This window comes from Erwinia amylovora (assembly GCF_017161565.1).
GTDB classification, from domain to species: Bacteria; Pseudomonadota; Gammaproteobacteria; order Enterobacterales; family Enterobacteriaceae; genus Erwinia; species Erwinia amylovora.
The window spans coordinates 323575-349405 of record NZ_CP066796.1; the positions used below are offsets into that span (position 1 = coordinate 323575).

General features: G+C 55.6%; 21 protein-coding genes and 1 pseudogene. 9 read left to right on the plus strand and 13 right to left on the minus strand.

Features of this window, described 5'->3' with window-relative positions:
- Positions 1-20: 20 nt before the first annotated feature.
- Together JGC47_RS01520 and lpxP are read right to left on the minus strand one after the other, a co-directional pair.
- Positions 21-1046, minus strand: coding sequence for an amino acid ABC transporter substrate-binding protein (locus JGC47_RS01520; protein WP_004155024.1), 1026 nt, complete (start codon positions 1044-1046; stop codon positions 21-23).
- 332 nt (positions 1047-1378) lie between these two features.
- A complete protein-coding gene (gene lpxP, locus JGC47_RS01525; RefSeq protein WP_004155025.1) occupies positions 1379-2299 on the minus strand; it encodes a kdo(2)-lipid IV(A) palmitoleoyltransferase in 921 nt (306 codons plus the stop codon).
- 678 nt (positions 2300-2977) lie between these two features.
- Here lpxP and JGC47_RS01530 point away from each other — a divergent pair.
- Positions 2978-3355, plus strand: a pseudogene (locus JGC47_RS01530) (STM2901 family protein); the annotation flags it as partial.
- 459 nt (positions 3356-3814) lie between these two features.
- Here the strand turns inward: JGC47_RS01530 and fis are convergent.
- The 11 genes from fis to acuI form a co-directional block, all read right to left on the minus strand.
- On the minus strand, positions 3815-4111 hold the full coding sequence (gene fis / locus JGC47_RS01535; protein ID WP_000462905.1) for a DNA-binding transcriptional regulator Fis: 297 nt from the start codon (positions 4109-4111) through the stop codon (positions 3815-3817).
- 25 nt (positions 4112-4136) lie between these two features.
- Complete coding sequence (dusB, locus tag JGC47_RS01540) at positions 4137-5102, minus strand: tRNA dihydrouridine synthase DusB (protein ID WP_004163801.1); 966 nt, start codon at positions 5100-5102, stop codon at positions 4137-4139.
- A 306-nt stretch (positions 5103-5408) separates the two neighbouring features.
- Positions 5409-6290 (minus strand): 50S ribosomal protein L11 methyltransferase, encoded by an 882-nt coding sequence (gene prmA, locus JGC47_RS01545; RefSeq protein ID WP_004155031.1) that lies wholly within the window; start codon positions 6288-6290, stop codon positions 5409-5411.
- Between the two features lie 11 nt (positions 6291-6301).
- Complete coding sequence (gene panF, locus JGC47_RS01550; protein WP_004155032.1) at positions 6302-7756, minus strand: sodium/pantothenate symporter; 1455 nt, start codon at positions 7754-7756, stop codon at positions 6302-6304.
- Positions 7746-7988 (minus strand): YhdT family protein, encoded by a 243-nt coding sequence (locus JGC47_RS01555; protein WP_004155035.1) that lies wholly within the window; start codon positions 7986-7988, stop codon positions 7746-7748. The genes panF and JGC47_RS01555 overlap by 11 nt, the downstream gene beginning before the upstream one ends.
- Positions 7989-8070: 82 nt before the next feature.
- Positions 8071-9420, minus strand: a complete 1350-nt coding sequence (gene accC / locus JGC47_RS01560) for an acetyl-CoA carboxylase biotin carboxylase subunit (protein ID WP_004155036.1) — start codon at positions 9418-9420, stop codon at positions 8071-8073.
- Between the two features lie 11 nt (positions 9421-9431).
- Entirely contained in the window at positions 9432-9902 is a 471-nt protein-coding gene (accB, locus tag JGC47_RS01565; RefSeq protein ID WP_004155038.1) for an acetyl-CoA carboxylase biotin carboxyl carrier protein, read from the minus strand.
- Positions 9903-9923: 21 nt separating this feature from the next.
- Complete coding sequence (aroQ, locus tag JGC47_RS01570; RefSeq protein ID WP_004155039.1) at positions 9924-10376, minus strand: type II 3-dehydroquinate dehydratase; 453 nt, start codon at positions 10374-10376, stop codon at positions 9924-9926.
- A gap of 223 nt (positions 10377-10599) precedes the next feature.
- Positions 10600-11202, minus strand: a complete 603-nt coding sequence (gene msrQ / locus JGC47_RS01575; protein ID WP_033477543.1) for a protein-methionine-sulfoxide reductase heme-binding subunit MsrQ — start codon at positions 11200-11202, stop codon at positions 10600-10602.
- 4 nt (positions 11203-11206) lie between these two features.
- Entirely contained in the window at positions 11207-12211 is a 1005-nt protein-coding gene (gene msrP / locus JGC47_RS01580; protein ID WP_004155041.1) for a protein-methionine-sulfoxide reductase catalytic subunit MsrP, read from the minus strand.
- A 51-nt stretch (positions 12212-12262) separates the two neighbouring features.
- Positions 12263-13240, minus strand: a complete 978-nt coding sequence (gene acuI / locus JGC47_RS01585; RefSeq protein ID WP_004155042.1) for an acrylyl-CoA reductase (NADPH) — start codon at positions 13238-13240, stop codon at positions 12263-12265.
- Between the two features lie 222 nt (positions 13241-13462).
- On the opposite strand from acuI, the gene csrD reads away from it, so the two are divergent.
- From csrD to tldD, 8 genes are all read left to right on the plus strand, one after another.
- Entirely contained in the window at positions 13463-15412 is a 1950-nt protein-coding gene (gene csrD / locus JGC47_RS01590) for an RNase E specificity factor CsrD (protein WP_013036278.1), read from the plus strand.
- Positions 15413-15726: 314 nt separating this feature from the next.
- Complete coding sequence (gene mreB / locus JGC47_RS01595) at positions 15727-16770, plus strand: rod shape-determining protein MreB (RefSeq protein WP_004155044.1); 1044 nt, start codon at positions 15727-15729, stop codon at positions 16768-16770.
- Positions 16771-16839: 69 nt separating this feature from the next.
- Positions 16840-17862, plus strand: coding sequence for a rod shape-determining protein MreC (gene mreC / locus JGC47_RS01600; RefSeq protein ID WP_004155045.1), 1023 nt, complete (start codon positions 16840-16842; stop codon positions 17860-17862).
- The gene (gene mreD / locus JGC47_RS01605) at positions 17859-18347 is read left to right on the plus strand and encodes a rod shape-determining protein MreD (RefSeq protein ID WP_004155046.1); all 489 of its coding nucleotides are present in this window, start codon (positions 17859-17861) and stop codon (positions 18345-18347) included. The genes mreC and mreD overlap by 4 nt, the downstream gene beginning before the upstream one ends.
- A 9-nt stretch (positions 18348-18356) precedes the next feature.
- Positions 18357-18938 (plus strand): Maf family protein, encoded by a 582-nt coding sequence (locus JGC47_RS01610; RefSeq protein WP_004155047.1) that lies wholly within the window; start codon positions 18357-18359, stop codon positions 18936-18938.
- A 1-nt stretch (position 18939) separates the two neighbouring features.
- The gene (rng, locus tag JGC47_RS01615) at positions 18940-20409 is read left to right on the plus strand and encodes a ribonuclease G (protein WP_004155048.1); all 1470 of its coding nucleotides are present in this window, start codon (positions 18940-18942) and stop codon (positions 20407-20409) included.
- 68 nt (positions 20410-20477) lie between these two features.
- Positions 20478-24275 carry an AsmA2 domain-containing protein YhdP gene (yhdP, locus tag JGC47_RS01620; protein ID WP_004155049.1) on the plus strand — a complete coding sequence of 1266 codons (3798 nt, stop codon included), beginning with the start codon at positions 20478-20480 and terminating at the stop codon, positions 24273-24275.
- 108 nt (positions 24276-24383) lie between these two features.
- Positions 24384-25829 carry a metalloprotease TldD gene (tldD, locus tag JGC47_RS01625; protein WP_013036277.1) on the plus strand — a complete coding sequence of 482 codons (1446 nt, stop codon included), beginning with the start codon at positions 24384-24386 and terminating at the stop codon, positions 25827-25829.
- The last annotated feature ends 2 nt before the right edge of the window (positions 25830-25831 follow it).

Sequence of the window (25831 nt, forward strand, 5' to 3'; positions counted from 1 at the left end):
GTGCCCGCTAATCGGAGGAGTTAACGTACTGGCGGCGCGTACTGAATACCGCCATTGTTCCACAGCGCATTCTGGCCACGGACAATTTTCAGCTGACTGTCTTTTCCGACATTGCGATCAAAGACTTCCTGATAGTTCCCCACTTGCTTAATGATGTTATAAGCCCATTTGTTGCCCAGCTTCAGGTCTTTACCGTAGTCACCTTCAGCGCCGAGCAGATGAGCCATATCCGGGTTGGACGGTTTTGCCGACATGCTGTCGACGTTTTTCGAGGTGATCCCCATCTCTTCGGCATTCAGCATGGCGTAAAGTGACCATTTAACAATGGTAAACCAGTCATCATCATCACGGCGCACCACCGGCCCCAGTGGCTCTTTCGAAATCACCTCCGGCAGCACGATAAAGTCGTCAGGCTTGCCCAGTTTGATACGCAATGCATACAGCTGGGACTGATCGGAAGCCAGAGTGTCGCAGCGACCGCTGTCCAGCGCCTTAGCCGATTCGTCGGAGCGGTCGAAGGTCACCGGCGTGTATTGCATTTTATTGGCTTTGAAATAGTCGGCTACGTTCAGTTCGGTATCGGTACCGGCCTGAATACAGACGGTTGCTCCGTCCAGCTCTTTCGCGCTTTTCAGCCCCGCCTTCTGATGAGTCAGGAAACCGATGCCGTCATAGTAGTTTACGCCAGCGAAAATAAAGCCCATACCGCCATCACGCGCAGAGGTCCAGGTAGTATTACGTGAAAGGATGTCCACTTCGCCAGACTGTAAGGCAGTGAAGCGTTCTTTAGCCGTTAGCGGGGTATATTTCACTTTCCCTGCATCCCCCAACACTGCCGCTGCCGCAGCACGACACACGTCCACATCGATACCGCTGAATTTGCCGTTGGCGTCTGCATAAGAAAAACCAGGCAGCCCGTCACTGATGCCGCACTGGATAAAGCCTTTCTTCTTTATTGCATCCAGCGTGGTGCCGGCATGTGCCTGGTTGGCGAGGGTGAACAGCGCTGCGGCGGTAACCAGCGTGGAGAGCATCATCTTTTTCATAAAGCGTCCTGAGTGGCGAATTCACTTGTGATTTTTGGCGTACGCTTTGATGCGCTTTGCCTGTCTGTAGCCGAAGCCACGCAAAGCATTGCAAGGAGGATGCCAGAGTTGCATTGCCCTGAGTTTATTGGAAAATTAAGCCATTCAACGGCGGTGCCCCAGGGTTTACCCTGATGGCTTGCACCAAAAAAGGGCAAAATATTGGGGTAAGATCCTAACCGGTGCGAATCGTTTCAGCTAATAGATGCACAGTATAAAAGGGCGCTAAGAATGAGGATAAATCGAGGGCTTCATCGGGTTCAGCGCCCGCAGGCGCTGAAGGGGCAGGGGGGTTAATATAACGAGCTGGCACCGGCCGGGCGAGTTTTAAAGCGGCGATGCAGCCACATGTACTGATCCGGCGCGCGCATAATTTCGCGCTCAATCACCCGGTTCATATACTCTGCAGCCTGCTGCTCGTCTTCAATCGGGTAATCCTTCAGCTCTGGCTGGATCACCAGCTCGTAACCGCTACCGTTTTCTTTGCGCACCAATACCACGGTAATCAGCGCGGGTTTGGCCATCCGTGCCAGCATCCAGGTTCCGCTGGTAGTGGCAGCCTGGGGAACGGCAAACAGCGGAGCAAACACGCTCCCCTTTGGACCATAATCCTGGTCCGGGGCAAACCAGACGGCTTCACCCTGCTTCAATGCCTGAACCATGCCACGCAGATCGCGCCGGTTAATCATGGCCTTATTGGAACGCATGCGCCCTTTAGTCTGCACCCATTCCATCAGCTTGTTATTATGCGGGCGATACATCGCCATCATGGGCTGGCAAAGGCCCATCGTCCGACCCCCCAGCTCAAGCGACATAAAATGCACGCCGATAATCAACGCCCCCCGGCCATTCGCCTGTGCGGCCTGTAGGTTGTGCAGACCTTTAACGCTAAACCAACGCCTGACGCGGCGATCGGACCAGAACCAAGCCATACCGGTTTCAAGCAACCCCATGCCGAGCGATTCGAAATTACCGATGATGCACCGCTCCAGATGATCTTTTTCCATTTCCGGAAAACAGAGTTCCAGGTTACGGCGAGCGATGGACACGCGGCGTTTCATAAAACGCATTGAGGTACGCCCCATCCAGGTACCGAGCTTGTGCAACAGGGGGTAGGGGAGCTGGACCAGCAGGAACAGAATGCCGACGCCAAACCAGGTAAGCCAGTAGCGCGGACGCAGAAAGCCGCTGTGGAAATTTTGTGACTGCTTCATAAATACTCATTCAGACGTTAAGAGTTAGAGAACCTGTAGCGCATCATGAAGCCGATCAGTTGCGGTACAATGACTCAGACACCCGTTCAGGACTATGGTTTAGCCGCGTTCTACTATTGACGTAAACTTTACACTCGTGGGATATGCGCACAGCGTAGTAGCAAAGGTGAGGACCCAGCGAAGAAATATCCATCACGGGATAGTTTACATAAGATATCAACTCTGGCGGAGCAGGTTAACAGGTATTTTCCTAAAACAGCGTTTTATGATGCCGGCTGTTTGACGCTGACTGACCAGGCAGATTTTCGCCGCTGAACAGGATAATAAAAGCGCCTATTCCGAAGGAATAAGCGCTTTTAAAACAGCATAATAGCCGAAATGACACGAGTCCATATAATACGCCATAATACCATGATACAGGCTGACACGTTTTACAAAAATACATTACAAAATCAACGTATTAATAGAAGTTAATCACAGCATATTTGGCCAGGCAACGGGTTCAATGTTCAGGCGCATATCACCGCCAGCCGAGCCGGTGGGCTTGCTGGATCCTTTAGCGGGACAGGTTGGGAAGGAGGCCGGGTAGTATTCACTCCTGTTTTGACAAAATTCACGATAGACCTGCACCACCTTGTCGGCGTCCCGCTGCCAATAAGCTTTTTAAAATAGGTTCAGCTTTTTATGATTTTCTGCCAGAAGTCGGCAGATCAGCTTGGTGTTGATGATTTCGGAGCCATAATGGCGATTGTTGCCGGGCTAAATATCTTATCAACAACAGGTCAGTTTGCCGGAGCTACGCCCGGAACATCCTGTGCATCACGCGGTGCGCGAAAAATCTTTGGGAACGCTAAATTTCCCTGGGGTAGAGAATTACCGTCAAAAGTTGGTGGTGATCCGCCTCATAAATTCAGGGTAATTATGACCCAAAAAGAGAGTAATTTTATTGGCCGGGGGATCCCGGCCGTGGGTTGGGTCATTCTGGCAAAATAGGTGTCTCAGATAACATTCAATACGGTAACTAAGTACCATTCCATTGCCAGAAGAGCCGACTAAATACGGTAACGGAAAATGATGTTTTAGAATTTTTCCAAAAGGGGTGGTCAGTACCAGTGACATGGGGGCTTAAAAAAATACCTCTCCAGTTGGACACAGTTTTACAGGATTGGGCAGTGTTAATTCTCGCCAGTCAAAGTCCAAGGGTATTTAGGGTAGTGGGCGTTTGTATATTTGGAGTGTATTAATTAATTTGCAAAACAGAGCCAGGGAGGGAGCGTCCGCTGAGCGATTGACCAGGCGATGGCGAGTATAGTTTGTAAGATGCAGAACAGGTTAAATCCCAAGTATCGCAGTGCGGATCCATGACCAGTCCTTTGTATTTAAAAACAAACTATTCCATGACAGTTATTCATCTTAGTACTATTTATTGCGCAACCTTTTTCGAACGCAAAATATAAAAAAGCGCTTATCCCCAAGGGATAAGCGCTTTTAAAACAGAATGATAGTCAGAGACTATCAGTTCATGCCGTATTTTTTCAGTTTCTTACGCAGTGTACCGCGGTTGATGCCCATCATCAGAGCGGCACGGGTCTGGTTGCCACGGGTGTATTGCATCACCATGTCTAACAGAGGCTGTTCAACTTCAGCCAGTACCAGCTCATACAGATCATTGACATCCTGACCATTCAGTTGAGCAAAATAGTTCTTCAGTGCCTGTTTGACCGAATCACGAAGTGGCTTTTGGGTCACCTGATCCTGTGAATTAACGGTTGATACGGTCAGTACGTCAGAATTTACGCGTTGTTCGAACATATTTCTGTCAGCTCTTTATTTCTAATTACGCAAGATTTTCGAAGTATGCCTCCAACGCCTCCAGCTGTTCGCTGGCATCCTCAATGGCGTTGAATGTGCGCCGAAACTGGTCGTTTGGGGCGTTCTCCTGCAGATACCAGGAGACGTGCTTTCGGGCAATACGGTATCCCTTGCGCTGACCATAAAAGTCGTGCAGTTCCCGTAAGTGCCCGATGAGCAAGCGCTTGACTTCAGCCAGTGGCATCGGTGCCAGCAGCTCCCCAGTGTCCAGATAATGCTGGATTTCCCGGAAGATCCACGGTCTTCCCTGAGCAGCCCGTCCTATCATCAGGCCATCAGCCCCCGTATAGTCGAGTACCGCTCTGGCTTTATGCGGGTCAGTAATGTCTCCATTCGCGATAACCGGAATGGATACGTTCTGCTTAACTGTCCGAATGCTGTCGTATTCAGCTTCACCGTTGAACAAACAGGCGCGTGTGCGTCCATGAATTGTCAGGGCCTGAATACCACAGCGTTCAGCCAATTGGGCAATCTCTACGCAGTTGCGGTTGTCGCTGTCCCAGCCGGTGCGAATCTTTAAGGTGACCGGCACGTCAACGGCATTTACCTCGGCGGTGAGGATAGACTTCACCAGCTCGGGATGTTGCAGTAGCGCCGAACCTGCCATCTTACGATTCACTTTTTTGGCCGGACATCCCATGTTGATGTCGATCACCTGCGCGCCTGATGCAGCATTAATGCGCGCGGCTTCTGCCATCTCTTGCGGGTCACAACCGGCAATTTGCACGGTGCGAACACCCGGTTCGTCACTGTGTACCATACGTAACCGGGACTTATCGCTGGCCCAGACTTCAGGGTTTGACGACATCATCTCGGAGACGGTCATACCAGCACCCATCGCATAGCAGAGGGTTCTGAATGGCCTGTCAGTGATCCCGGCCATTGGTGCCGCAATCAAACGATTACGAAGCTGGTAATTTCCTATGCGCATGAAAAAAAAGTGACCACAGTTTGCCCGCAAGGCGGCGTATATTACGCATTTTTTCAGGAAGATGAAAGGCCAAACTTTGAACAATACCTCTGAACAGGTCAGGGGAATGTCAAAGTGGTAGCGTTATTTTATTATATATCTATAAATAACAATGGGTTAATAATAAATCATTAAATTGCCCACAAGGAATTTTCTTTTCTTGTGAGCAAGTTAACAATATAAATCACGCCAATTTGCTCCTTAAACGAAACATGTGACGTGACGACAATGCAGGCACGGCGTATTCCGCCTGTGCCTGCATCTTGTTTAACGCCGCACGCCGGTGATGCGGCACCACTCTTCTTTCTCGGCTAGCGCATCAAGCGTGAAGAGCCCGGCATAGGCTTCACAGACAGCAGGGGCCTGGCTGGACAGCACGCCGGACAGGCCAAGATGCCCGCCCTGTTTCGGCAGTACGCTAATCAACGGCGCCAGCTCACGTAGCGGTCCTGCCAGGATGTTGGCGACCACCACATCGGCAGTCAGATTATCCGGCTGCTGATGCGGCAGATAAAGCGAGAGACGGTCCGCAACCCCGTTGCGTTCAGCATTGTCCCGGCTGGCCTGAATGGCCTGGGGATCGATATCAATACCGATTGCCGCGGCGGCTCCCAGCTTCAGCGCGGCGATAGCCAGAATGCCGGAGCCACAGCCAAAATCAATTATCGTCTTACCCGCCAGGTCAAGGCCATCCAGCCACGTCAGGCACAGGGCGGTTGTCGGGTGGGTTCCGGTACCAAACGCCAACCCCGGATCGAGCATGACGTTGACCGCGTCCGGGTCTGGCACGTCGCGCCAGCTTGGGCAGATCCACAGACGCTGGCCGAAGCGCATCGGGTGGAAGTTTGTCATCCACTCGCGCTCCCAGTCTTTATCTTCAATTTGCTCAATTTTGTGGTGGAAACCGTGGCCCAGCAGAGGGTGCTGCTCCAGCCCGGCAATCACGTCTTTCATCTCCGTTTCAGCGTCAAACAGGCCGATCACGTCGGTATCGCCCCACAGGCGCGTCTCGCCCGGCAGCGGTTCAAAGACCGGGTTATCGTGGGTGTCCTGGAAGGTGACCGACACGGCACCGTTCTCAATCAGCGCGTCGCCCAGCTCTTCAGCCTGAGCGCCGCGGGTATTAATTTTCATCTGTATCCAGGGCATAGCGCATCTCTTTATTCAAACAGGGTGGAGGCAGACGTTGTGGCCGCCACCGGACGGCCAAAACGGTTGCCAATCAGAAACGCCAGCAGGCTGAGCAGCAGCGCCGGCACAATCGGGTGGGATCCCCAGGGTTGCAGTGACAGACTGGCCAGCAAGGTATAGCAGGCTGCGCCGCAAACCATACTGCTTAACGCGCCAGCGGCATTGGCTTTCTCCCAGTACAGGCCAAGCACCAGCGGCCACAGGAACACCGCTTCCAGGCCGCCAAAGGCCAGCAGGTTTAGCCAGATAATCATCTGTGGTGGGTTCCAGGCCGCCAGCAGCAGCAGCAGGCCCAGCCCCAGGGTGACCAGCGAAGAGAGTCGTCTCAACCGCGGTTCATTATCTATCTGGTGCGGGTAAATCCGCAGATAGAGATCCTTAACGATGGTTGCTGACGATTGTAGCAGCTGGGCATTGATCGTCGACATGATTGCCGCCATCGGTGCTGCCAGAAAGATCCCGGCTGCCAGCGGCGGCAGCACGGCGATCATCAGTGTTGGGATCACCGCATCAGGGATCTGCAAATCCGGGATCACCGCTCGCCCTAGCGCGCCTGCCAGATGCATCCCCAACATCAGCACCACCACCACCACGGTGCCAAGCAGGATGGCCAGATGGACCGCCTTGCTGTCTTTGTAGGAGATGCAGCGTACCGCGGTATGCGGCAGGCCAATCACGCCAAAGCAGACTAAAACCGAAAACGATGCAAGAAAGGTCGGCGTCAGAATATCGCCCACGCCTGATGAGGAAACCAGCTGTGGATCGATCTGCTGTAAGGTGTGCACCGCGTTATGCAAGCCGCCCGCCGCGTGTATCACGGCAACCAGCAGCAGGACGGTGCCAGCCAGCATCACCAGCCCCTGCATGGTGTCGTTGAGCACGCTGGCGCGGAAACCGCCAAAAGCGGTATACAGCGCGATGGTGCTCCCAAAGATCAGCAGTCCGCTGTCGTAGGGAATACCGGCCGCCGTTTCCAGCAGCCGTGCGCCGCCAACGAATTGCACGGTCATTGCGCCAACAAAGGCGATCAGCAGACTCAGGCTGGCCAGCCACACCAGCAGCGTACTGCGATAGCGGGCATACAGCATATCGTTGAGCGTGACGGCGTTGTAACGCCGCGCCAGAATGGCGAACTTCTTGCCGAGTACCCCCAGCGAAAGCCATACCGCCGGCACCTGTACCATCGACAGCAAAACCCAACCCAGCCCGTATTTATAAGCCGCACCGGGGCCGCCGATAAACGAACTGGCGCTGATATAGGTGGTCGTCAGGGTCATCGCCAGCACGAAGCCGCCCATTGAGCGGCTGCCGAGGAAGTATTCAGTGAGGAAATTCCCTTCGCGCCGTTTGCGCATAGCCCAGACTGACAGGCCGGCGACCAGCAGCAGGTAGCCGGCCAGCGGCAGAATAATGTCAAGCTTCACCCTTATCCTCCAGAGGAATATTGCGGAAGATAACGCGCACCATTAACCAGCAAAGAAAAATAAATAGCAGCGGTACCAGCAGGCAGGCCATTTCAAACCAGTGAGGTAAACCGGTCAGCCCCTGTTGGTCATCCAATAGCCAGGCTGACAGCGCCCAGCAGGCCAGATAAGCCACCGCCAGCACCAATGACCAGCGCGCTTCACGGTGGGCCTGTAAAAAACGGTTATCCATGCGCTTCCCCAATAAGAAGGGGCCGATTAATCGGCCCCTGCAACTGTCGACTTCAGCCTGCTAAAGCGGGCATCTGGCGCATTTACTTCTCTTGCAGACCGAGTTTTTTCTCCAGATAGTGGATGTTAGTCCCACCGTGCTGGAAGTTCTCGTCCGACATGATTTTCATCTGCAGTTCGACGTTGGTCTTGATGCCGTCAATGATCAGCTCAGCCAGCGCATTTTTCATGCGTGAAATCGCCACATCACGGTTTTCGCCAAAGGTAATCAGTTTACCAATCATCGAGTCATAATACGGCGGCACGCTGTAACCGGCGTAGATATGCGATTCCCAACGCACGCCAAAACCCCCTGGCGCGTGGAAGCGGGTGATTTTGCCCGGGCTTGGCAGGAAGGTATTCGCATCTTCGGCGTTGATACGGCATTCCACCGCGTGACCACGAATAACGACTTCTTCCTGTTTGATCGACAGCGGCTGACCGGCAGCGATGCGCAGCTGCTCTTTGATCAGGTCAACGCCGGTAATCATCTCGGTAACCGGATGCTCAACCTGAATACGGGTATTCATTTCAATAAAGTAGAACTCGCCGTTTTCATACAGGAACTCGAAGGTGCCTGCGCCGCGATAGCCGATATCAATACAGGCTTTTGAGCAGCGATCGCCGATGTAGCGACGCATCTCTTCAGTGATGCCCGGTGCTGGCGCTTCTTCCACCACTTTCTGGTGACGGCGCTGCATGGAGCAGTCGCGTTCGGCCAGATAAATGGCGTTGCCCTGGCCGTCTGCCAATACCTGAATTTCGATATGGCGCGGGTTTTCCAGGTACTTTTCCATATAAACCATGTCGTTGTTGAAAGCCGCTTTGGCTTCCGCTTTCGTCATGTTTATCGACTGCTCCAGATCTTTGTCGCTGCGTACCACGCGCATGCCGCGACCGCCGCCGCCGCCGGAGGCTTTGATAATCACCGGGTAGCCGATGCGTTTCGCAAAGGCACGGTTCTTGTCCATATCCTCGGTCAGTGGGCCGTCTGAGCCTGGCACCGTAGGAACGCCCGCTTTCTTCATCGCGGTGATCGCCGACACTTTATCGCCCATCAGGCGGATGGTGTCCGCTTTCGGACCGATAAAGATAAAGCCTGAGCGCTCAACCTGCTCGGCGAAGTCAGCATTTTCGGAGAGGAAGCCGTAACCCGGGTGGATAGCCACCGCGCCGGTGATCTCGGCTGCAGAGATCAGCGCCGGGATATTCAGGTAGCTTTTCACTGACGGCGGTGGGCCAATGCAGACGGTTTCGTCCGCCAGCAGCACATGCTTCAGGTCGCGGTCCGCCGTGGAGTGCACCGCAACCGTTTTAATGCCCAGTTCTTTACAGGCACGCAGAATACGCAGCGCAATTTCACCACGGTTAGCAATTACAATTTTATCCAGCATGGTGGGCCTCGTTATTCGATGACGACCAGCGGCTCGTCAAACTCAACGGGCTGACCGCTTTCGACCAAAATCGCTTTCACGACGCCGGACTTATCGGCTTCGATCTGGTTCATCATTTTCATGGCTTCAACGATGCACAGAGTGTCACCGGCGTTGACTTTCTGACCGATTTCCACAAACGCCTTCGCGTCAGGGCTTGGGGTGCGGTAAAAAGTACCGACCATAGGAGAACGCACGATATGACCACCGATCTCAGCAGCTGCGGGTGCTTCCATCGCCGGAGCGGTAGCCGGAGCCACGGCCGTTGCCAGAGCAGGCTGCTGCATCATTGGTGCGGCATAAGCCTGCTGCATCATTGGGTAGCCGGTATTGACCGGTGCACGGCTGATACGAACGGACTCTTCGCCTTCAGAGATTTCCAGTTCAGCAATACCTGATTCTTCAACCAGTTCGATCAGTTTTTTAATCTTACGAATATCCATGAGTGTGGTTCCGTACTCTGTTTAATTAGATGGTGACAGGCGTTTAACTGCCGTCTGTAAAGCCCAGGAATAACCGTCGACGCCAAGTCCACAGATCACGCCGGTAGAAATATCAGAAAGATACGAATGATGGCGGAAAGGCTCGCGAGCATGCACATTTGACAGATGAACTTCGATAAACGGAATGCTGACGGCCAGTAGCGCATCACGCAGCGCCACGCTGGTATGCGTGAACGCCGCCGGATTAATGACGATATAATCGACGTTGCCTTTCGCCTGATGAATGCGGTCGATCAACACATGTTCCGCATTGGACTGGAGATGACTGAGCGTGACGCCCAGCGCATTGGCCTGCAATGTCAGCTCACTGACAATCTCTTCCAGCGAGGTATGGCCGTACTTTTCCGGCTCACGCGTACCCAGCAGATTCAGATTGGGGCCGTTCAAAAGCAGTACATGCAACTTGCCGCTCATTTTGCTGCCATCTCCCGCGATAATTTAGGCATCGCACAAAATACATGGCTGAAGCCAGTTTGTCACCTTTTCATATGAAAATTGGCGTAAGGGGGGACGTTAAAGGCGGGCATTGTCACCATATCAATGCATTTAGCCGGTAAGTCGCGGCCGTATCAGCGAAGATGATTATCAATGACCCGCAACAGACAGGCAGCAGCCTGGCATAAGGCCCGATTCACTGCTACCGCGCCAGCCATTGACGCAGCTTTTTATAGCGCCATGCCAGCAGGATCGCCGCGATTAACGCGTAAATCCACGGCTGGGGCGAATACGTTTTTACCGACCACAGAAAGTGAACCGGAGCGAGTATCGCTACCAGGTAGATAGCGTTATGCAGCGTTTGCCAGCGTTGACCAAGTTTGCGCTGCGCCCGCTGAAACGAGGTCGCCGCCAGTGACAGCAATATCACCCAGCTGATGATGCCCAGCGTCAGATAAGGGCGCGAAACCAGTTCCGATCCCAGCAGGCCAAGATGACTGATGCCGAGTTCGAGCAGAGAATAGCTCACCAGATGCAGCGTAGCCCAGGCAAAACACCAAAGCCCAAGCAGACGCCGCACGCGGATCAGCAACGGCTGTTTGGCGTAACGCGCCAGCGGCGTAACCGCCAGCGTGGCCAGCAGGAACTTTAGCGCCATTCTGCCGGTAAAATGCTGGATATCTTTCGCCGGATCGGCGCTGAAACCGCCCTGATTGATAGTGATCAACAGCCACAGCAGCGGCAGAAAACCCGCCAGATGCAACAGCACCTTCAGCCGGGTTATCTGGGTTAAGGTCAGGCGCACCATCTCAGAAGTGCTCCCGCAGGTCGAGACCGCGATACAGGGTAGCTACCTGGTCGGCGTAACCGTTAAACAGCAGCGTCGGCTGGCGCTGCACATCAAGAATACCGCCGGAGCCGATAAAGCGTTCTGTCGCCTGTGACCAGCGCGGGTGGTCGACATGGGGATTAACGTTAGCGTAGAAGCCATACTCATTCGGCGCTGACAGGTTCCAGGTGGTGGGCGGCATCTCCCTGACCAGGCGGATTTTCACGATGGATTTGATGCCCTTAAAACCGTATTTCCACGGCACGGTCAGCCGGATCGGCGCGCCGTTCTGCGGCGGCAGGGCTTTACCATAAACGCCGGTGGTCAACATCGTCAGAGGATGCATGGCTTCATCCAGCCGCAAACCTTCCACGTAAGGGTAATCCAACCCGCCGCCAATAAAGCGGTCCTGCTGGCCCGGCATCTGGTCCGGCGCGTACAGCGTATGGAAAGCAACAAAGCGGGCGCTGCTGGTCGGTTCAGCGGCTTGCAGCAGTTTGCCCAGCTCGAAGCCAACCCAGGGAACGACCATCGACCAGCCTTCCACACAGCGCATGCGGTAAATCCGTTGCTCAAGCGCAAAGCGTTTAAAAATGTCATCCATGCTTAGCGTTAGCGGTTTCGCCACTTCACCCTCTATTTCAATCTTCCAGTCGGCCGTTTTCAATGTGCCGGCATGGGCAGCCGGGTCAGCTTTATCCAACCCGAACTCATAGAAGTTATTGTAACCCGTCACCTTATCTTCCGGCGTCAGTGGAAGGCTGGGCTGGAACTGTGGCGGCTTACTGAAATCAAGGGGGCGGCCTGGTGCGGCACGCGGACGCTCGCTGCCTTTGAACCATGAAAGCAGATCGGCATGCGCCGCGCCGGGCTGGGACAGCGCCGCAGCGCTCAAACCGAGCATTTTCAACACGGTGCGGCGACGAGCATGAAATATGCTCTCCGGCGTGACGTCATTTTCTGTCAGTTGGTTAACGGCTTTCATTTGTGGCTCTGCCTCTGGTAATGAATTATTGTGTTTTGCGTCGGCAAACGGTTAACGAATACGCACCAGCGTGCGCCCGGTTGTCTGATTATTGAGCAGTTTTTCCGCCGCATCGACCGCCTGAGCCAACGGCACTTCGGTAGCGGCCTGTTGATAAAACGCTGCGGGCAGCACCTGCTGCAAGCGCTGCCAGGCCTGATGACGGCATGCTGCCGGGGTCATCACCGAATCGATGCCCTGCAGGCGCACGTTGCGCAAAATAAACGGCATGACGCTGGTGGGCACAGCGGTTCCCCCTGCCAGCCCGCAGGCGGCGACCACGCCATTATAGTGGGTTTGCGCCAGCACGCTGGCCAGCACCTCTCCGCCAGCGGTATCTATTACTCCGGCCCAGCGCTGTTTCTCCAGCGGACGAGATCGTTCGCTGAATGCGCTGCGCGGCAGCACCTCGCTGGCTCCCAGCTGATGCAGATAATCATGGGTTGATTCGCGCCCGCTGACGGCGACCACCCGATAGCCGAGCGCGCTAAGCAGCGCCACGGCGGTACTGCCGACCCCGCCGCTGGCACCGGTGACCAGAACGTCACCGCCGTCTGGCATGACGCCGCCTTCCTCCAGCGCCATCACGCACAGCATGGCGGTGAAACCTGCCGTGCCGATGATCATGGCCTGACGGCCATTCATGCCTTGCGGCATTGGCACCAGCCAGTCCGCGTTAACCCGTGCCTGTTCAGCCAGCCCTCCCCAATGGTTTTCGCCAACGCCCCAGCCGGTCAGCAGCACTGGCTGGCCGTGGTGAAAGCGCGCATCGCTGCTGTGCCGCACCTTACCGGCGAAATCGATGCCGGGCACCATCGGGAACCGGCGAATAATTTTGCCCTGACCGGTTATCGCCAGCGCGTCCTTATAATTAATGCCCGACCAGTCAATGTCGACCGTGACATCGCCCTGGGGCAGCGTGTCGTCAGGCAGATGTTTGATTGCTGCGGTGGTTTTACCTGCTGACTGTTCAAGCACCAGTGCCTGCATGAGGATCTCCTGAAAAGTGAATATTCATTATCGGAAAGCGGTCGTGCATGCCTATACTCGAAAAAATGGACATTTTCTGATTGCAGGTCAGCATGCGTAGAACACGATGTGTTATTTTCCTCTGACGCTGCAGTCTGGCATCCCGTTGTTTCCGATCGTTAACAACCAGCTCAAGATGCTGAGTTAATGACATTACCACTACGGTATTTAACTGGCATAAGAATGCGATTAACCACCAAGCTTTCTGCAATGATTACCCTGCTAAGTTCACTGGCGATGCTGCTGATGTTAATCGGCTGCGTATTGAGCTTCTTCTATCTTAGCAACCAGCGGGCAGAGTATCGGGTGCAGCTGATGGCTGATGAAGTTGATAGCGCATTATTTGCTCAGACGCCCGAACAGATCGAATCCTGGCTGCACCGGGTGATGAATCCGTTGCGGATTGAACATATCGAGCTATCCCAGGATAACAGGTCGCTGCTTAAGGTGACACGCCACCAGCAACCGCTGTTAGTGCATGAGCCTAATCGTTACCGGCAAACCGTGCTGGCGCTGACCCGGCATGCGAATATGACGTTGCGTGTTCAGTGGGTCGATTCCACCCGTACCTGGTTTACCTCTTTAATTGGCGCCTCCAGTCTGTCGGCGATTATTGGCGTGGTGGTGATCATGACGTTGCTGCTGTTGCAGGCACATCGCTGGCTTTACCGGCAGTTACAGGGAATGGAGCGTCTGGAAGCGCGCGCCGGGGCGGTGATCAACGGTGACAGGGCTAACGTCAGGCCGGGTTCGGTACATGAATGGCCGCCCAAGGCCAGTAGCGCCATCGATTTGCTGCTGTCAGATTTAAAAGAGGCGGGAGAACAGCATAACCGCATCGACACGCTAATCCGTGCTTTCGCCGCGCAGGATGCGCGTACCGGCCTGAATAACCGCCTGTTTTTTGATAATCAACTGACCACCCTGCTGGAAGACCCGGAAGCGGTAGGCACGCACGGTATGGTCATGATGATCCGCCTGCCGGACTTTGACACTCTGCGTGAACGCTGGGGCCATGCCGAGGCACAGGAATATCTGTTTGCCCTGGTCAATATGCTGTCGACATTCGTTTTACGTTATCCTGGCGCGTTACTGGCGCGCTATTTCCGCAGCGACTTCGCCGTCCTGCTGCCGCATAGCAGCGTAAAAGACGCGGATAGCATCGCCTCACAGTTGATCACCGCAGTAGACAGCCTGCCGTCGACGCGGATGGTGGACCGTGATGACATTATCCATATTGGTATCAGCGGCTGGCACAGCGGGCAAACCACGCAGCAGGTGATGGAAAACGCCGAACTGGCAACGCGCCAGGCCATGCTACAGGGCGGGAATAACTGGTCAGTCGGTGAAGGCGGGCAGCAGGATCTGGCGCGCGGTAGCGTCAAATGGCGCACTCTGCTGGAGAATACCGTCAATCAGGGCGGCCCGCGCCTGTACCAGAAGCCTGCCGTTAACGGCCTGGGTGAAGTCCATCATCGTGAAATTTTGCCGCGTATCTATGACGGAGAAAAAGAGCTGCTGGCGGCTGAATATCTGCCTGTGGTGCAGCAACTCGGTCTGGCAGAACGTTATGACCGCCTGCTGGTAAAGCGAGTCATTACGCTGACTGAATGGTGGCCCGAAGAAACGTTGGCCATTCCACTGACTCTTGACTCCCTGTTGCAACGATCTTTCTTACGCTGGCTGCGGGATACCCTGTTGCAATGCACGCAATCGCAAAGAAAACGGATTTTGTTTGAACTTGCAGAAGCAGATGTGTGTCAACACATCACCCGGCTGGCACCTGTCTGTAAGTTACTCTACGGTTTTGGCTGTAGCGTCGCGGTGACTCAGGCGGGCCTGACGGTAGTGAGCACCGCCTATATCAGGCAGTGCCAGATTCGGCTGATTAAGCTGCATCCGGGACTGGTGCGTAATATCGCCAGGCGAACCGAAAATCAGCTGTTCGTACAAAGTCTTCTTGAGAGTTGTAAGCAAACGGCCGCCCAGGTTTTTGCTACAGGTGTACATTCGAAAGAAGAGTGGCAAACGCTGGTAGAGCTGGGCGTGACCGGGGGGCAGGGGGACTTTTTCGCCGCGTCCCAATCGGTTAACACCAGCGTAAAAAAATATTCGCAAAGATATCGAGTTTAGTCTCACGTTCGCCCGGTTTTCACGTAGAATACTTGCGCGGTCGTGGTCAAGAGCGGCGTTATCGCCGGCCGAGACAAAACTTAAAATGTTAAATTTTATGTATGTTGTGTCCGTCAATCCGTCTTGAAACCAGGGCTGAATGCCGTAATGACGGCCTCATTTGCGCAAAAGAGCGTACAGGTTGTATTGTCGGCACGAAATAGCACAATTTTTCACCGGAGCAGGACGTTTTTGCGCCTTGTCGCTGCTTCGCGTGGTTGGTAGAGTAAGCGGATTTTATTTTTCGCCCCCAGCTTGCAGGATTATCCTTTAGTATGTTTAAAAAATTCCGAGGCATGTTTTCCAACGACTTGTCCATCGACTTGGGTACTGCCAATACCCTGATTTACGTGAAAGGGCAGGGCATCGTGCTTAACGAGCCTTCCGTCGTTGCTATCCGTCAGGATCGTGCTGGTTCTCCCAAGAGCGTGGCGGCTGTCGGCCATGATGCGAAGCAGATGCTGGGGCGCACCCCTGGCAACATCGCTGCGATTCGCCCGATGAAAGACGGCGTGATCGCCGATTTCTTTGTGACCGAGAAGATGTTGCAGCACTTCATTAAACAGGTGCACAGCAACAGCTTTATGCGTCCAAGCCCACGCGTACTGGTCTGTGTGCCGGTAGGTGCCACCCAGGTAGAGCGCCGGGCCATCCGTGAGTCCGCCCAGGGCGCGGGTGCACGCGAAGTGTTCCTGATTGAAGAACCCATGGCGGCGGCCATTGGTGCGGGTTTGCCGGTTTCTGAGGCAACCGGTTCGATGGTGGTTGATATCGGTGGGGGGACCACCGAAGTGGCGGTGATCTCGCTGAACGGCGTGGTCTATTCTTCTTCTGTGCGTATCGGTGGCGACCGCTTCGACGAAGCGATCATTAACTACGTGCGCCGTAATTATGGCTCTCTGATTGGTGAAGCCACCGCTGAACGCATTAAACACGGCATTGGCTCCGCCTATCCGGGCGATGAAGTGCGCGAGATCGAAGTGCGCGGTCGTAACCTGGCTGAAGGGGTGCCGCGTGGCTTCACCCTGAACTCTAACGAGATTCTGGAAGCATTACAGGAGCCATTAACCGGTATCGTGAGTGCCGTAATGGTTGCACTTGAGCAGTGTCCTCCTGAACTGGCGTCTGATATCTCCGAACGTGGCATGGTGCTCACCGGTGGCGGCGCACTGTTGCGCAACCTTGACCGCCTGCTGATGGAAGAGACCGGTATTCCCGTCGTCGTGGCAGAAGATCCGCTGACCTGTGTGGCACGCGGTGGCGGCAAAGCGTTGGAAATGATCGACATGCACGGCGGCGATTTGTTCAGCGAAGAATAATCTGCCTGAAGGAGTAGCGGGTCGCTGCCCGCGCTCCTTTTTCATGTTGTCGAGGAAAACGCCGATTTTATGAAGCCGATGTTCAGCAGGAGACCTTCCCTGCAGTTACGCTTATTTTTAGCGATTATTGTGGCAATGGGCGTGATCATTGCCGACAGTCGCATGGGAGCTTTCTCCCAAATCCGCACCTACATGGACACGGCAGTGAGTCCGTTCTATTTCCTGGCCAACGGCCCCCGTCAGATTTTAGACAATGTTTCTGAAACATTGGCCTCCCGCCAGCAGCTTGCGCTGGAAAACAAAGCCTTACAACGAGAACTGATGCTGAAAAACAGCGAACTGCTGCTGATGGGCCAGTTCAGGCAGGAAAACGCCCGGCTGCGAGAGCTGCTGGGCTCACCGCTGCGTCAGGACGAACATAAAATGGTGACGCAGGTGATCTCCACCGGCACCGATCCTTACACCGACCAGGTGGTGATCGATAAAGGCAGCGTGAACGGCGTTTATGAAGGACAGCCGGTGATCAGCGATAAAGGCGTGGTCGGCCAGGTGGTCGGGGTGGGCAAAGTAACCAGCCGCGTGCTGCTGATTTGTGATGCGTCCCACGCCTTGCCGATCCAGGTTTTACGTAATGATATCCGCGTGATTGCCGCCGGGAATGGCTGTACTGAAGAGCTGCAGCTTGAGCATTTGCCGGGTAACACCGATATTCGCGCGGGCGATGTGCTGGTGACATCCGGTTTGGGTGGGCGCTTCCCTGAAGGCTATCCGGTTGCGGTCGTTTCGTCCGTTAAAGTCGATGCCCAGCGCGCCTATACGGTGATCCAGGCGCGCCCAACGGCGGGCCTGCAACGTTTGCGCTACCTGCTGCTGCTGTGGGGAGCGGATCGTAACGGCACCATGCCTATGGCGCCGAATGAAGTGCATCGCGTGGCGAATGAACGCCTGATGCAGATGATGCCGCAGGTGCTGCCTCAGGCCAGCGAAGTGGCCGGACCTCCGGCACCTGATGCCATCGGCAACTCACCGGCAGTCAACGGAACAGAGGCCAATACGGTGCGTGCGCCAGCCGTGCAAGGAGCCCAGCCTTGAGCCGTTACCGCAGTCACGGGCGCTGGGTTATCTGGCTCTCTTTTCTCGTCGCACTGATGCTGCAAATCATGCCGTGGCCAGAACAGCTGCTGTTGTTTCGGCCATCGTGGCTATTGCTGATCATCATTTACTGGGTGCTGGCGCTGCCGCATCGGGTGAATGTCGGGACCGGGTTTGTGATGGGATCTATAATGGATCTCATCTCCGGTTCAACCCTCGGGGTACGTGCGCTGGCTTTAAGTATTATCGCCTACCTGGTCGCCTTTAAGTTTCAGCTGTTCCGTAATCTGGCGCTCTGGCAACAGGCGTTGCTGGTGATGGTGCTGTCGCTGGCGATGGACGTCATTGTCTTCTGGTCAGAATTCTTGGTGATCAACGTTTCTTTCCGCCCGGAAATTTTCTGGAGTAGCGTTATCGACGGTGTTCTCTGGCCGTGGCTATTCTTGCTGATGAGAAAGATCCGTCGTCAGTTCGCCGTACAATAAAGGACTTATATGCTATCCCTGTATCTGGCTTCTGCTTCTCCGCGCCGCCGCGAGTTGCTGACTCAACTGGGCCTGTCATTCGAACGTCTCACTTTGGACGTTGCAGAACTACGATGTGAAGGCGAAACCGCAGAACACTACGTTAAGCGCCTGGCGCGTGATAAGGCACAGGCCGGCGTAGCCGTTGCCCCCACCGACTTACCGGTATTAGGAGCCGATACCCTCGTCGTACTGAATCATGAGGTGTTGGAGAAACCCACTGATGCTGCCGATGCCGCCGCCATGCTGGCAAAGCTATCCGGGCAGACCCACCAGGTGATGACGGCCGTGGCGCTGGCCGACCGTCACCAGATGCTGGATTGTCTGGTCGTTACCGAGGTGACTTTTCGCCTGCTCACTGCTGAAGATATCGACAACTATATCGCCAGCGGAGAGCCGATGGACAAAGCGGGCAGCTACGGTATTCAGGGTTTTGGCGGCAACTTTGTCAGAAAAATCAACGGCAGCTATCACGCGGTGGTTGGGTTGCCTTTAGTGGAAACGGCCGAGCTGTGGCGTCATTTTCAGGCGTTGCGTGAAGTGAGGGGTTGATATGACAGCTGAGCTACTGGTCAATATTACGCCGTCGGAAACGCGAGTTGCCTACATCGACGGTGGCATTCTGCAGGAAATTCATATTGAGCGCGAAGCGCGTCGCGGCATCGTCGGTAATATTTATAAAGGGCGTGTCAGCCGCGTTTTACCGGGAATGCAGGCGGCGTTTGTGGATATCGGTCTTGAAAAGGCCGCGTTCCTGCACGCCTCTGATATTATGCCGCATACCGAGTGCGTGGCCGGTGACGAAAAGAAAAACTTTATCGTACGCGATATCTCCGAGCTGGTGCGTCAGGGGCAGGACCTGATGGTGCAGGTAGTAAAAGATCCGCTTGGCACCAAAGGCGCACGTCTCACTACCGACATCACCTTGCCATCGCGCTACCTGGTGTTTATGCCGGGGGCTTCACACGTTGGCGTATCGCAGCGTATTGACAGCGAAGCTGAACGCAACCGTTTGAAAGAAGTGGTAGCGGCTTACTGCGACGAACTGGGCGGCTATATCATTCGTACTGCCGCCGAAGGGGTCGGTGAAGATGAACTGGCTTCTGATGCCGCATTTCTTAAGCGTTTGTGGACCAAAGTCATCGAGCGTAAAAAACGTAATCAGACGCGCTGCCGCCTTTATGGCGAGGTGGCGCTGTCGCAACGCATCTTGCGTGACTTTGCCGGTGCGGCGCTGGATCGCATCCGTATCGATTCGCGGCTAAGCTTTGAACAGCTGATCGAGTTCACCCGCGAATACATCCCGGAAATGACGGCGAAGCTGGAGCTGTATACCGGCAAGCAGCCGATATTTGACCTGTTCGATGTCGAAAATGAAATTCAGCGTTCGCTTGACCGTAAAGTGGAGCTGAAGTCCGGCGGATATCTGATCATCGATCAGACGGAAGCCATGACCACTGTCGACATCAATACCGGGGCGTTTGTCGGTCATCGCAATCTGGAAGAAACCATCTTCAATACCAATATAGAAGCGACGCAGGCCATTGCCCGCCAGCTGCGTTTACGCAATCTGGGCGGCATTATCATTATCGATTTTATCGATATGAATAATGAAGACCACCGGCGCCGGGTGCTGCATTCCCTGGACCAGGCGTTGAGCAAAGATCGGGTCAAAACCGGTGTTAACGGATTCTCCCAGCTGGGGCTGGTTGAGATGACGCGTAAGCGAACGCGCGAAAGTATTGAACACGTACTGTGCCAGGATTGCCCGGTGTGCAAAGGGCGCGGCACGTTGAAAACCGTTGAGACCGTCTGCTACGAGATTATGCGTGAGATCGTGCGTGTGCATCATGCCTATGACTCAGATCGTTTCCTGGTCTACGTTTCCCCATCCGTGGGAGAAGCGTTAAAAAGCGACGAATCGCATGCCCTGGCCGAAGTGGAAATCTTTGTCGGCAAACAGGTTAAAGTCCAGGTTGAACCGCTCTATACTCAGGAGCAATTTGACGTGGTGATGATGTAGCCCGCCGCCGGTTATCTGAGAAGGTCACTGGCTGAACGTCCGTTCCCGCAGAATACCAGGAGAGGTGAGTGAGGCAACTGCCGAGGATTTTGTTACTGACTTGCGCAACATTAGTGGTGGTGACTGCGCTGGTGGTCAGTGCTCTGCGCCTGCTGATGCCGCACATGAACAGCTGGCGCACGCCGATCCTTGAACGTGTCTCGGCGGCTACGGGAGTAACAGTGCAGGCCAGCGCTCTGCAGGGCAGCTGGGAAAACTTTGGCCCGCGCCTTGAGATCGCAGATATTCAGGCCGCCCTTGCCGATGGCGGGAGCTTGCAGATCCGGCGCGTCACGCTGGCGCTGGATATCTGGCAGTCATTACTTCATTTGCGCTGGCAGTTCCGCGATCTCACCTTCTGGCATTTCCGCCTCGCCACCAATACGCCTCTGTCATTTGGCGGCGGCCGCAAGTCGGATGTCACTGCCGAACGCCTTAACGATCTCTTTCTGCGTCAGTTTGACCATTTCACCTTGCGCGACAGCGAAATCCGCTTTTTGACGCCTTCGGGTCAGCGCGCCAACCTGGCTATTCCACAGCTGACCTGGATGAATGAAAAAGAACGCCACCGCGCGGAAGGGCTGGTCAGCCTGTCCAGCATCACCGGCCAGCACGGTGCAGTACAGGTGCGGCTCGACCTGGCCGACAGCAGCGGCTATCTTGATACCGGACGCGTATGGATGCAGGCCGACGACGTGGATGTCAAACCCTGGCTTGGGCAGTGGATGCGTGATAATACCAGCCTGGAAAGCGCGCGTTTCAGCCTTGCGGCCTGGATGGAGGTCAAAAATGGTGACGTTCACGCCGGGGATATCTGGCTGAAAGAGGGCGGCGCCAGCTGGCAGGGGGATGCGCAGCCACATCACCTTAGCGTAGATAACCTGACGGCACATATCAGCCGCTTTAAAGGCGGCTGGAGTCTGAAAGTGCCACAAACCCGCTTTATTATGGACGGCCAACCCTGGCCCCACGGCCAGCTTTCACTGCTGTGGCAGCCGCAGGACGATCGGTTACCCGGACCGGGCAATCAACAGGAGCTCAGGCTACGCGCCACCCATCTTGATCTTCAGCACCTTGCACCCCTCATCCCGCTGTTTGCCGGGTTATCGCCACCGCTGCTGGAGGACTGGCACAGGCTACAGCCGCGCGGTCAGCTTAGCGCGCTGGCGCTGGATATTCCGCTGCAAAAGCCGGAGCAGACACGTTTCCAGGCCAAATGGCACGGTTTAAGCTGGCAGCAGTGGCAGCTATTGCCCGGCATGGAAAATTTTGATGGAACTTTGACAGGCGGCGTGGCTGACGGGCGTATGACCTTTGCTGTTCAGCAGGCGTCGCTACCCTACGGGGATATGTTCCGTGCACCGCTGGAGATCGAACGGGCCGGCGGCGCACTGCGCTGGCAGTATGGGCGGGACGGGTTGACGCTGTCCGGTCAGCATCTTGATGTGCAGGCGCGCTCTCTGTGGGCGCGCGGTGATTTCCGCTATCAGCAGCAGCAGGGCCAGGCACCGCATCTTGCTATTCTGGCCGGCATCAACCTGACCAACGCGAGTGACGCCTGGCGCTATTTCCCCGAACCCCTGATGGGGAAATCCCTCACCGATTATCTGAGTGGTGCGATTAAAGGGGGCGAGGTAAACAACGCCACGCTGCTCTTTGCGGGCGACCCGCATCAGTTCCCGTTCACCCATCATCAGGGGATGTTTGAGGTGGCAGTACCGTTGCGCAAGGCGACCTATGAGTTTCAACCCGGCTGGCCGGCGCTGGAAAACCTTGATATAGACCTTGATTTTGTTAATAACGGGCTGTGGATGCAGGCAGCGGAGGTCAAGCTTGGCGAAGTGGGCGGCCACCATATTTCTGCCGCGATCCCGGATTATTTGCGGCGGAAGCTGATTGTTGATGGCGATATCAGGGGCGCTGGCCCGCAGATACGCGACTATTTTAATCGTTCTCCGCTGAAGTTATCGCTGGGGGCCGCGCTTGATGAACTGCAGATTGGCGGAGATGTAAGTGGTCGCTTACATCTTGATATACCGCTGGATGGCCAGCAGGTGCGGGCCACGGGGGATGTTAATCTGCGGCAAAATTCGCTGTTGATTAAGCCGCTGGCTACGCGCTTTGAGCAGCTTAGCGGGCGTTTTGTTTATGATAACGGTAATCTGAAAAGTGATGCGATGAGCGCCCGCTGGTTCGGTCAGCCGCTTGGCGTTCGCTTTACGACCCGGGAAGGCGAAAAGGATTACCGTATTGGCGTCGACCTTGATGCAGACTGGCAGCCGGGAAAAATGCCAGCGTTACCGTCTGCCGTGCGCCAACGGCTGGGGGGGGATCTGCCGTGGCAGGCCAGGGTGCAGATTGCCCTGTCTCACCGAGGCGGGGCCGATTATCAGGTGGGCATTGACGGCGACCTGAAGAATGTAAGCAGTCACTTACCTTCTCCACTGGATAAAGCCTCCGGTGAAGCGCTGCCGATCGCAGTGGCGGTGCAAGGTAATCTGAAGAGTTTTGATCTGAGCGGTGCGCTAGGCGCCAGCCAGCGCTTTAACAGTCGCTGGCTGTTGGGCAGGCAGCTGCGGGTTGAACGCGGCGTGTGGCAAAACAATGCGTTGCGCACACCGGCATTGCCGGACAGCCACGGTATGTTGTTGAATCTGCCGCCGCTGGATGGCGAAGCCTGGCTGGGGCTACTGGGCGGCGGTATCGGTGCGGGCGGTAAGGCCGGTAGCGCATTGCTGCCGGGCGATCTCCGGCTGCATACCCCGGCTTTATCGCTGGCAGGCCAGCAATGGCAGGATCTCACCGCCACGCTCAGTCAGGACGCGGCCGGTGGAATGAAGGTCGCTGCTGACGGCAAGGATATTCATGGCTCGCTGGCGGTCAAACAGGGCAGCCCGTGGGCGGTCAACCTGAAGTACCTGTATTACAATCCGCAGTGGGATAACCCGCAGAGCGCGTCGCCTGTTCCCGACCGCGCCAACGCAATCAACTTCAGCAGCTGGCCAGCGCTGCGACTGAACTGTAACGAGTGCTGGATACGCGGGCAAAACTTTGGCCGTATACAGGCCGAACTGAACCCGTCCGGCGATACGCTGAAATTGCAAAACGGCCTGATAGACAGCGGCAGCGCACGGTTGACGGCCAGCGGTGAATGGGTAAACCGGGCTGGCGAGCAGCGCACTGCGCTAAAAGGCGTACTGAGCGGCAAGCAGATTGACAGGGCAATCCAGTGGTTTGGCATCACTTCCCCGCTGCGCGCTGCGCCCTTTAATTTTGAGTACGATCTGCACTGGCGCGCCGCCCCGTGGCAGCCCTCCAGCGAGACGTTGAGCGGCGTGCTGAAATCTCATCTCGGTTCGGGTCAGATTGCTGACGTCTCTACCGGACGAGCGGGTCAGCTGATGCGGCTGGTCAGTTTCGATGCTCTGCTACGCAAGCTGCGCCTCGATTTCAGCGACACTTTCACTCAGGGCTTCTACTTTGACTCGGTGAATGCCACGGCGTGGATTGATAACGGCGTGATGCATACCGATAATCTGCTGGTGGACGGGCTGGAAGCCGATATCGCGATGAACGGTGATATCGATCTGGTACAGCGCCGGGTCAATTTGCAGGCCACGGTGGCGCCGGAAATATCGGCTTCGGTTGGCGTTGCCACGGCATTTGTGGTCAACCCGGTAGTCGGTGCCGCCGTGTTCGCCGCCAGCAAAGTGCTGGGGCCGTTATGGAACAAGATTTCCGTTTTGCGCTACCGTATCAGCGGCCCGCTGGATAAGCCGCAAATTGATGAGGTGCTGCGTACACCGCGAGAAGCCAGCGAGAAGTGAATTTGACGTAGCTGGGGAATTGCCTCAGGCTATCACTATTGCCATTCATCCCAACCCAGTTAAGTGATGAAGCCCGCATGTGGGCTTATCCATATAAAGCGAGAATTCATGAGTCTGAATCTGGTAAGTGAGCAGTTACTAACTGCGAACAATGTGAGTCAAAGCGACCTCTTTTCCCTTCTCGGCCAGCTGTCTGAACGAAAGCTGGATTACGCCGACCTCTATTTCCAGTCAAGCTTTCATGAGTCATGGGTGCTGGAAGACCGGATCATTAAAGACGGCTCTTACAATATTGACCAGGGCGTGGGCGTGCGTGCTGTCAGCGGGGAAAAAACCGGCTTCGCCTATGCCGATCAGATTACGCTGAATGCGCTGCACCAAAGCGCAACGGCGGCGCGCAGTATCGTACGTGAGCAGGGAAACGGTCAGTCCCGTACTCTGGCAGCAGTGGTTAATCGTGCCCGGTATCCGGCGCTGGATCCGCTGCACAGCCTGTCGCGTGAAGAGAAAATCGCGCTGTTGCACCGCGTTGACAGCGCCGCACGCGCCGCAGACAAACGCGTGCAGGAGGTTTCAGCCAGTCTGACCGGCGTGTACGAACAGGTGCTGGTTGCCGCAACCGACGGTACGCTGGCCGCTGATGTGCGCCCGCTGGTGCGCCTGTCGATCAGCGTGCAGGTGGAAGACAACGGCAAGCGCGAGCGCGGTTCCAGCGGCGGCGGCGGGCGTTTTGGCTATGAGTTCTTCCTTGCCAATGAAGCCGGTGAAGTGCGGGCGGAAGCCTGGGCGCGTGAAGCGGTGCGCATGGCGCTGGTTAATCTGGGCGCGGTAGCGGCCCCGGCCGGCAGCATCCCGGTGGTATTGGGGGCCGGCTGGCCGGGGGTGCTGCTGCACGAAGCGGTCGGGCACGGGCTGGAAGGCGACTTTAACCGTCGCGGCACCTCGGTATTCAGCGGGCAGATGGGCCAGCGGGTGGCTTCTGAACTCTGTACCGTGGTGGATGATGGCACCATTGATGGACTGCGCGGTTCGCTTGCTATCGACGATGAAGGGGTTCCGGGCCAGTATAACGTGCTGATTGAAAACGGCATTTTGAAAGGCTACATGCAGGATAAACTCAATGCGCGCCTGATGGGCGTTGCGCCGACCGGCAACGGCCGCCGCGAGTCCTATGCGCACCTGCCGATGCCGCGCATGACCAACACCTACATGCTGGCGGGCCAATCCACGCCGCAGGAGATCATCGAAAGCGTCGAATACGGCCTGTATGCGCCAAACTTTGGCGGCGGCCAGGTGGATATCACCTCCGGTAAATTTGTCTTCTCGACGTCAGAAGCCTATCTGATCGAAAACGGTAAAGTGACCAAACCGGTGAAAGGCGCAACGCTTATCAGTTCCGGGATTGAGGCGATGCAGCAGATTTCGATGGTCGGTAATGACCTTGCGCTGGATAAAGGCGTTGGCGTCTGCGGCAAAGAGGGCCAGAGCCTGCCCGTTGGCGTTGGGCAGCCTACCCTGAAGCTGGACAAACTCACCGTGGGCGGCACGGCGTAAAT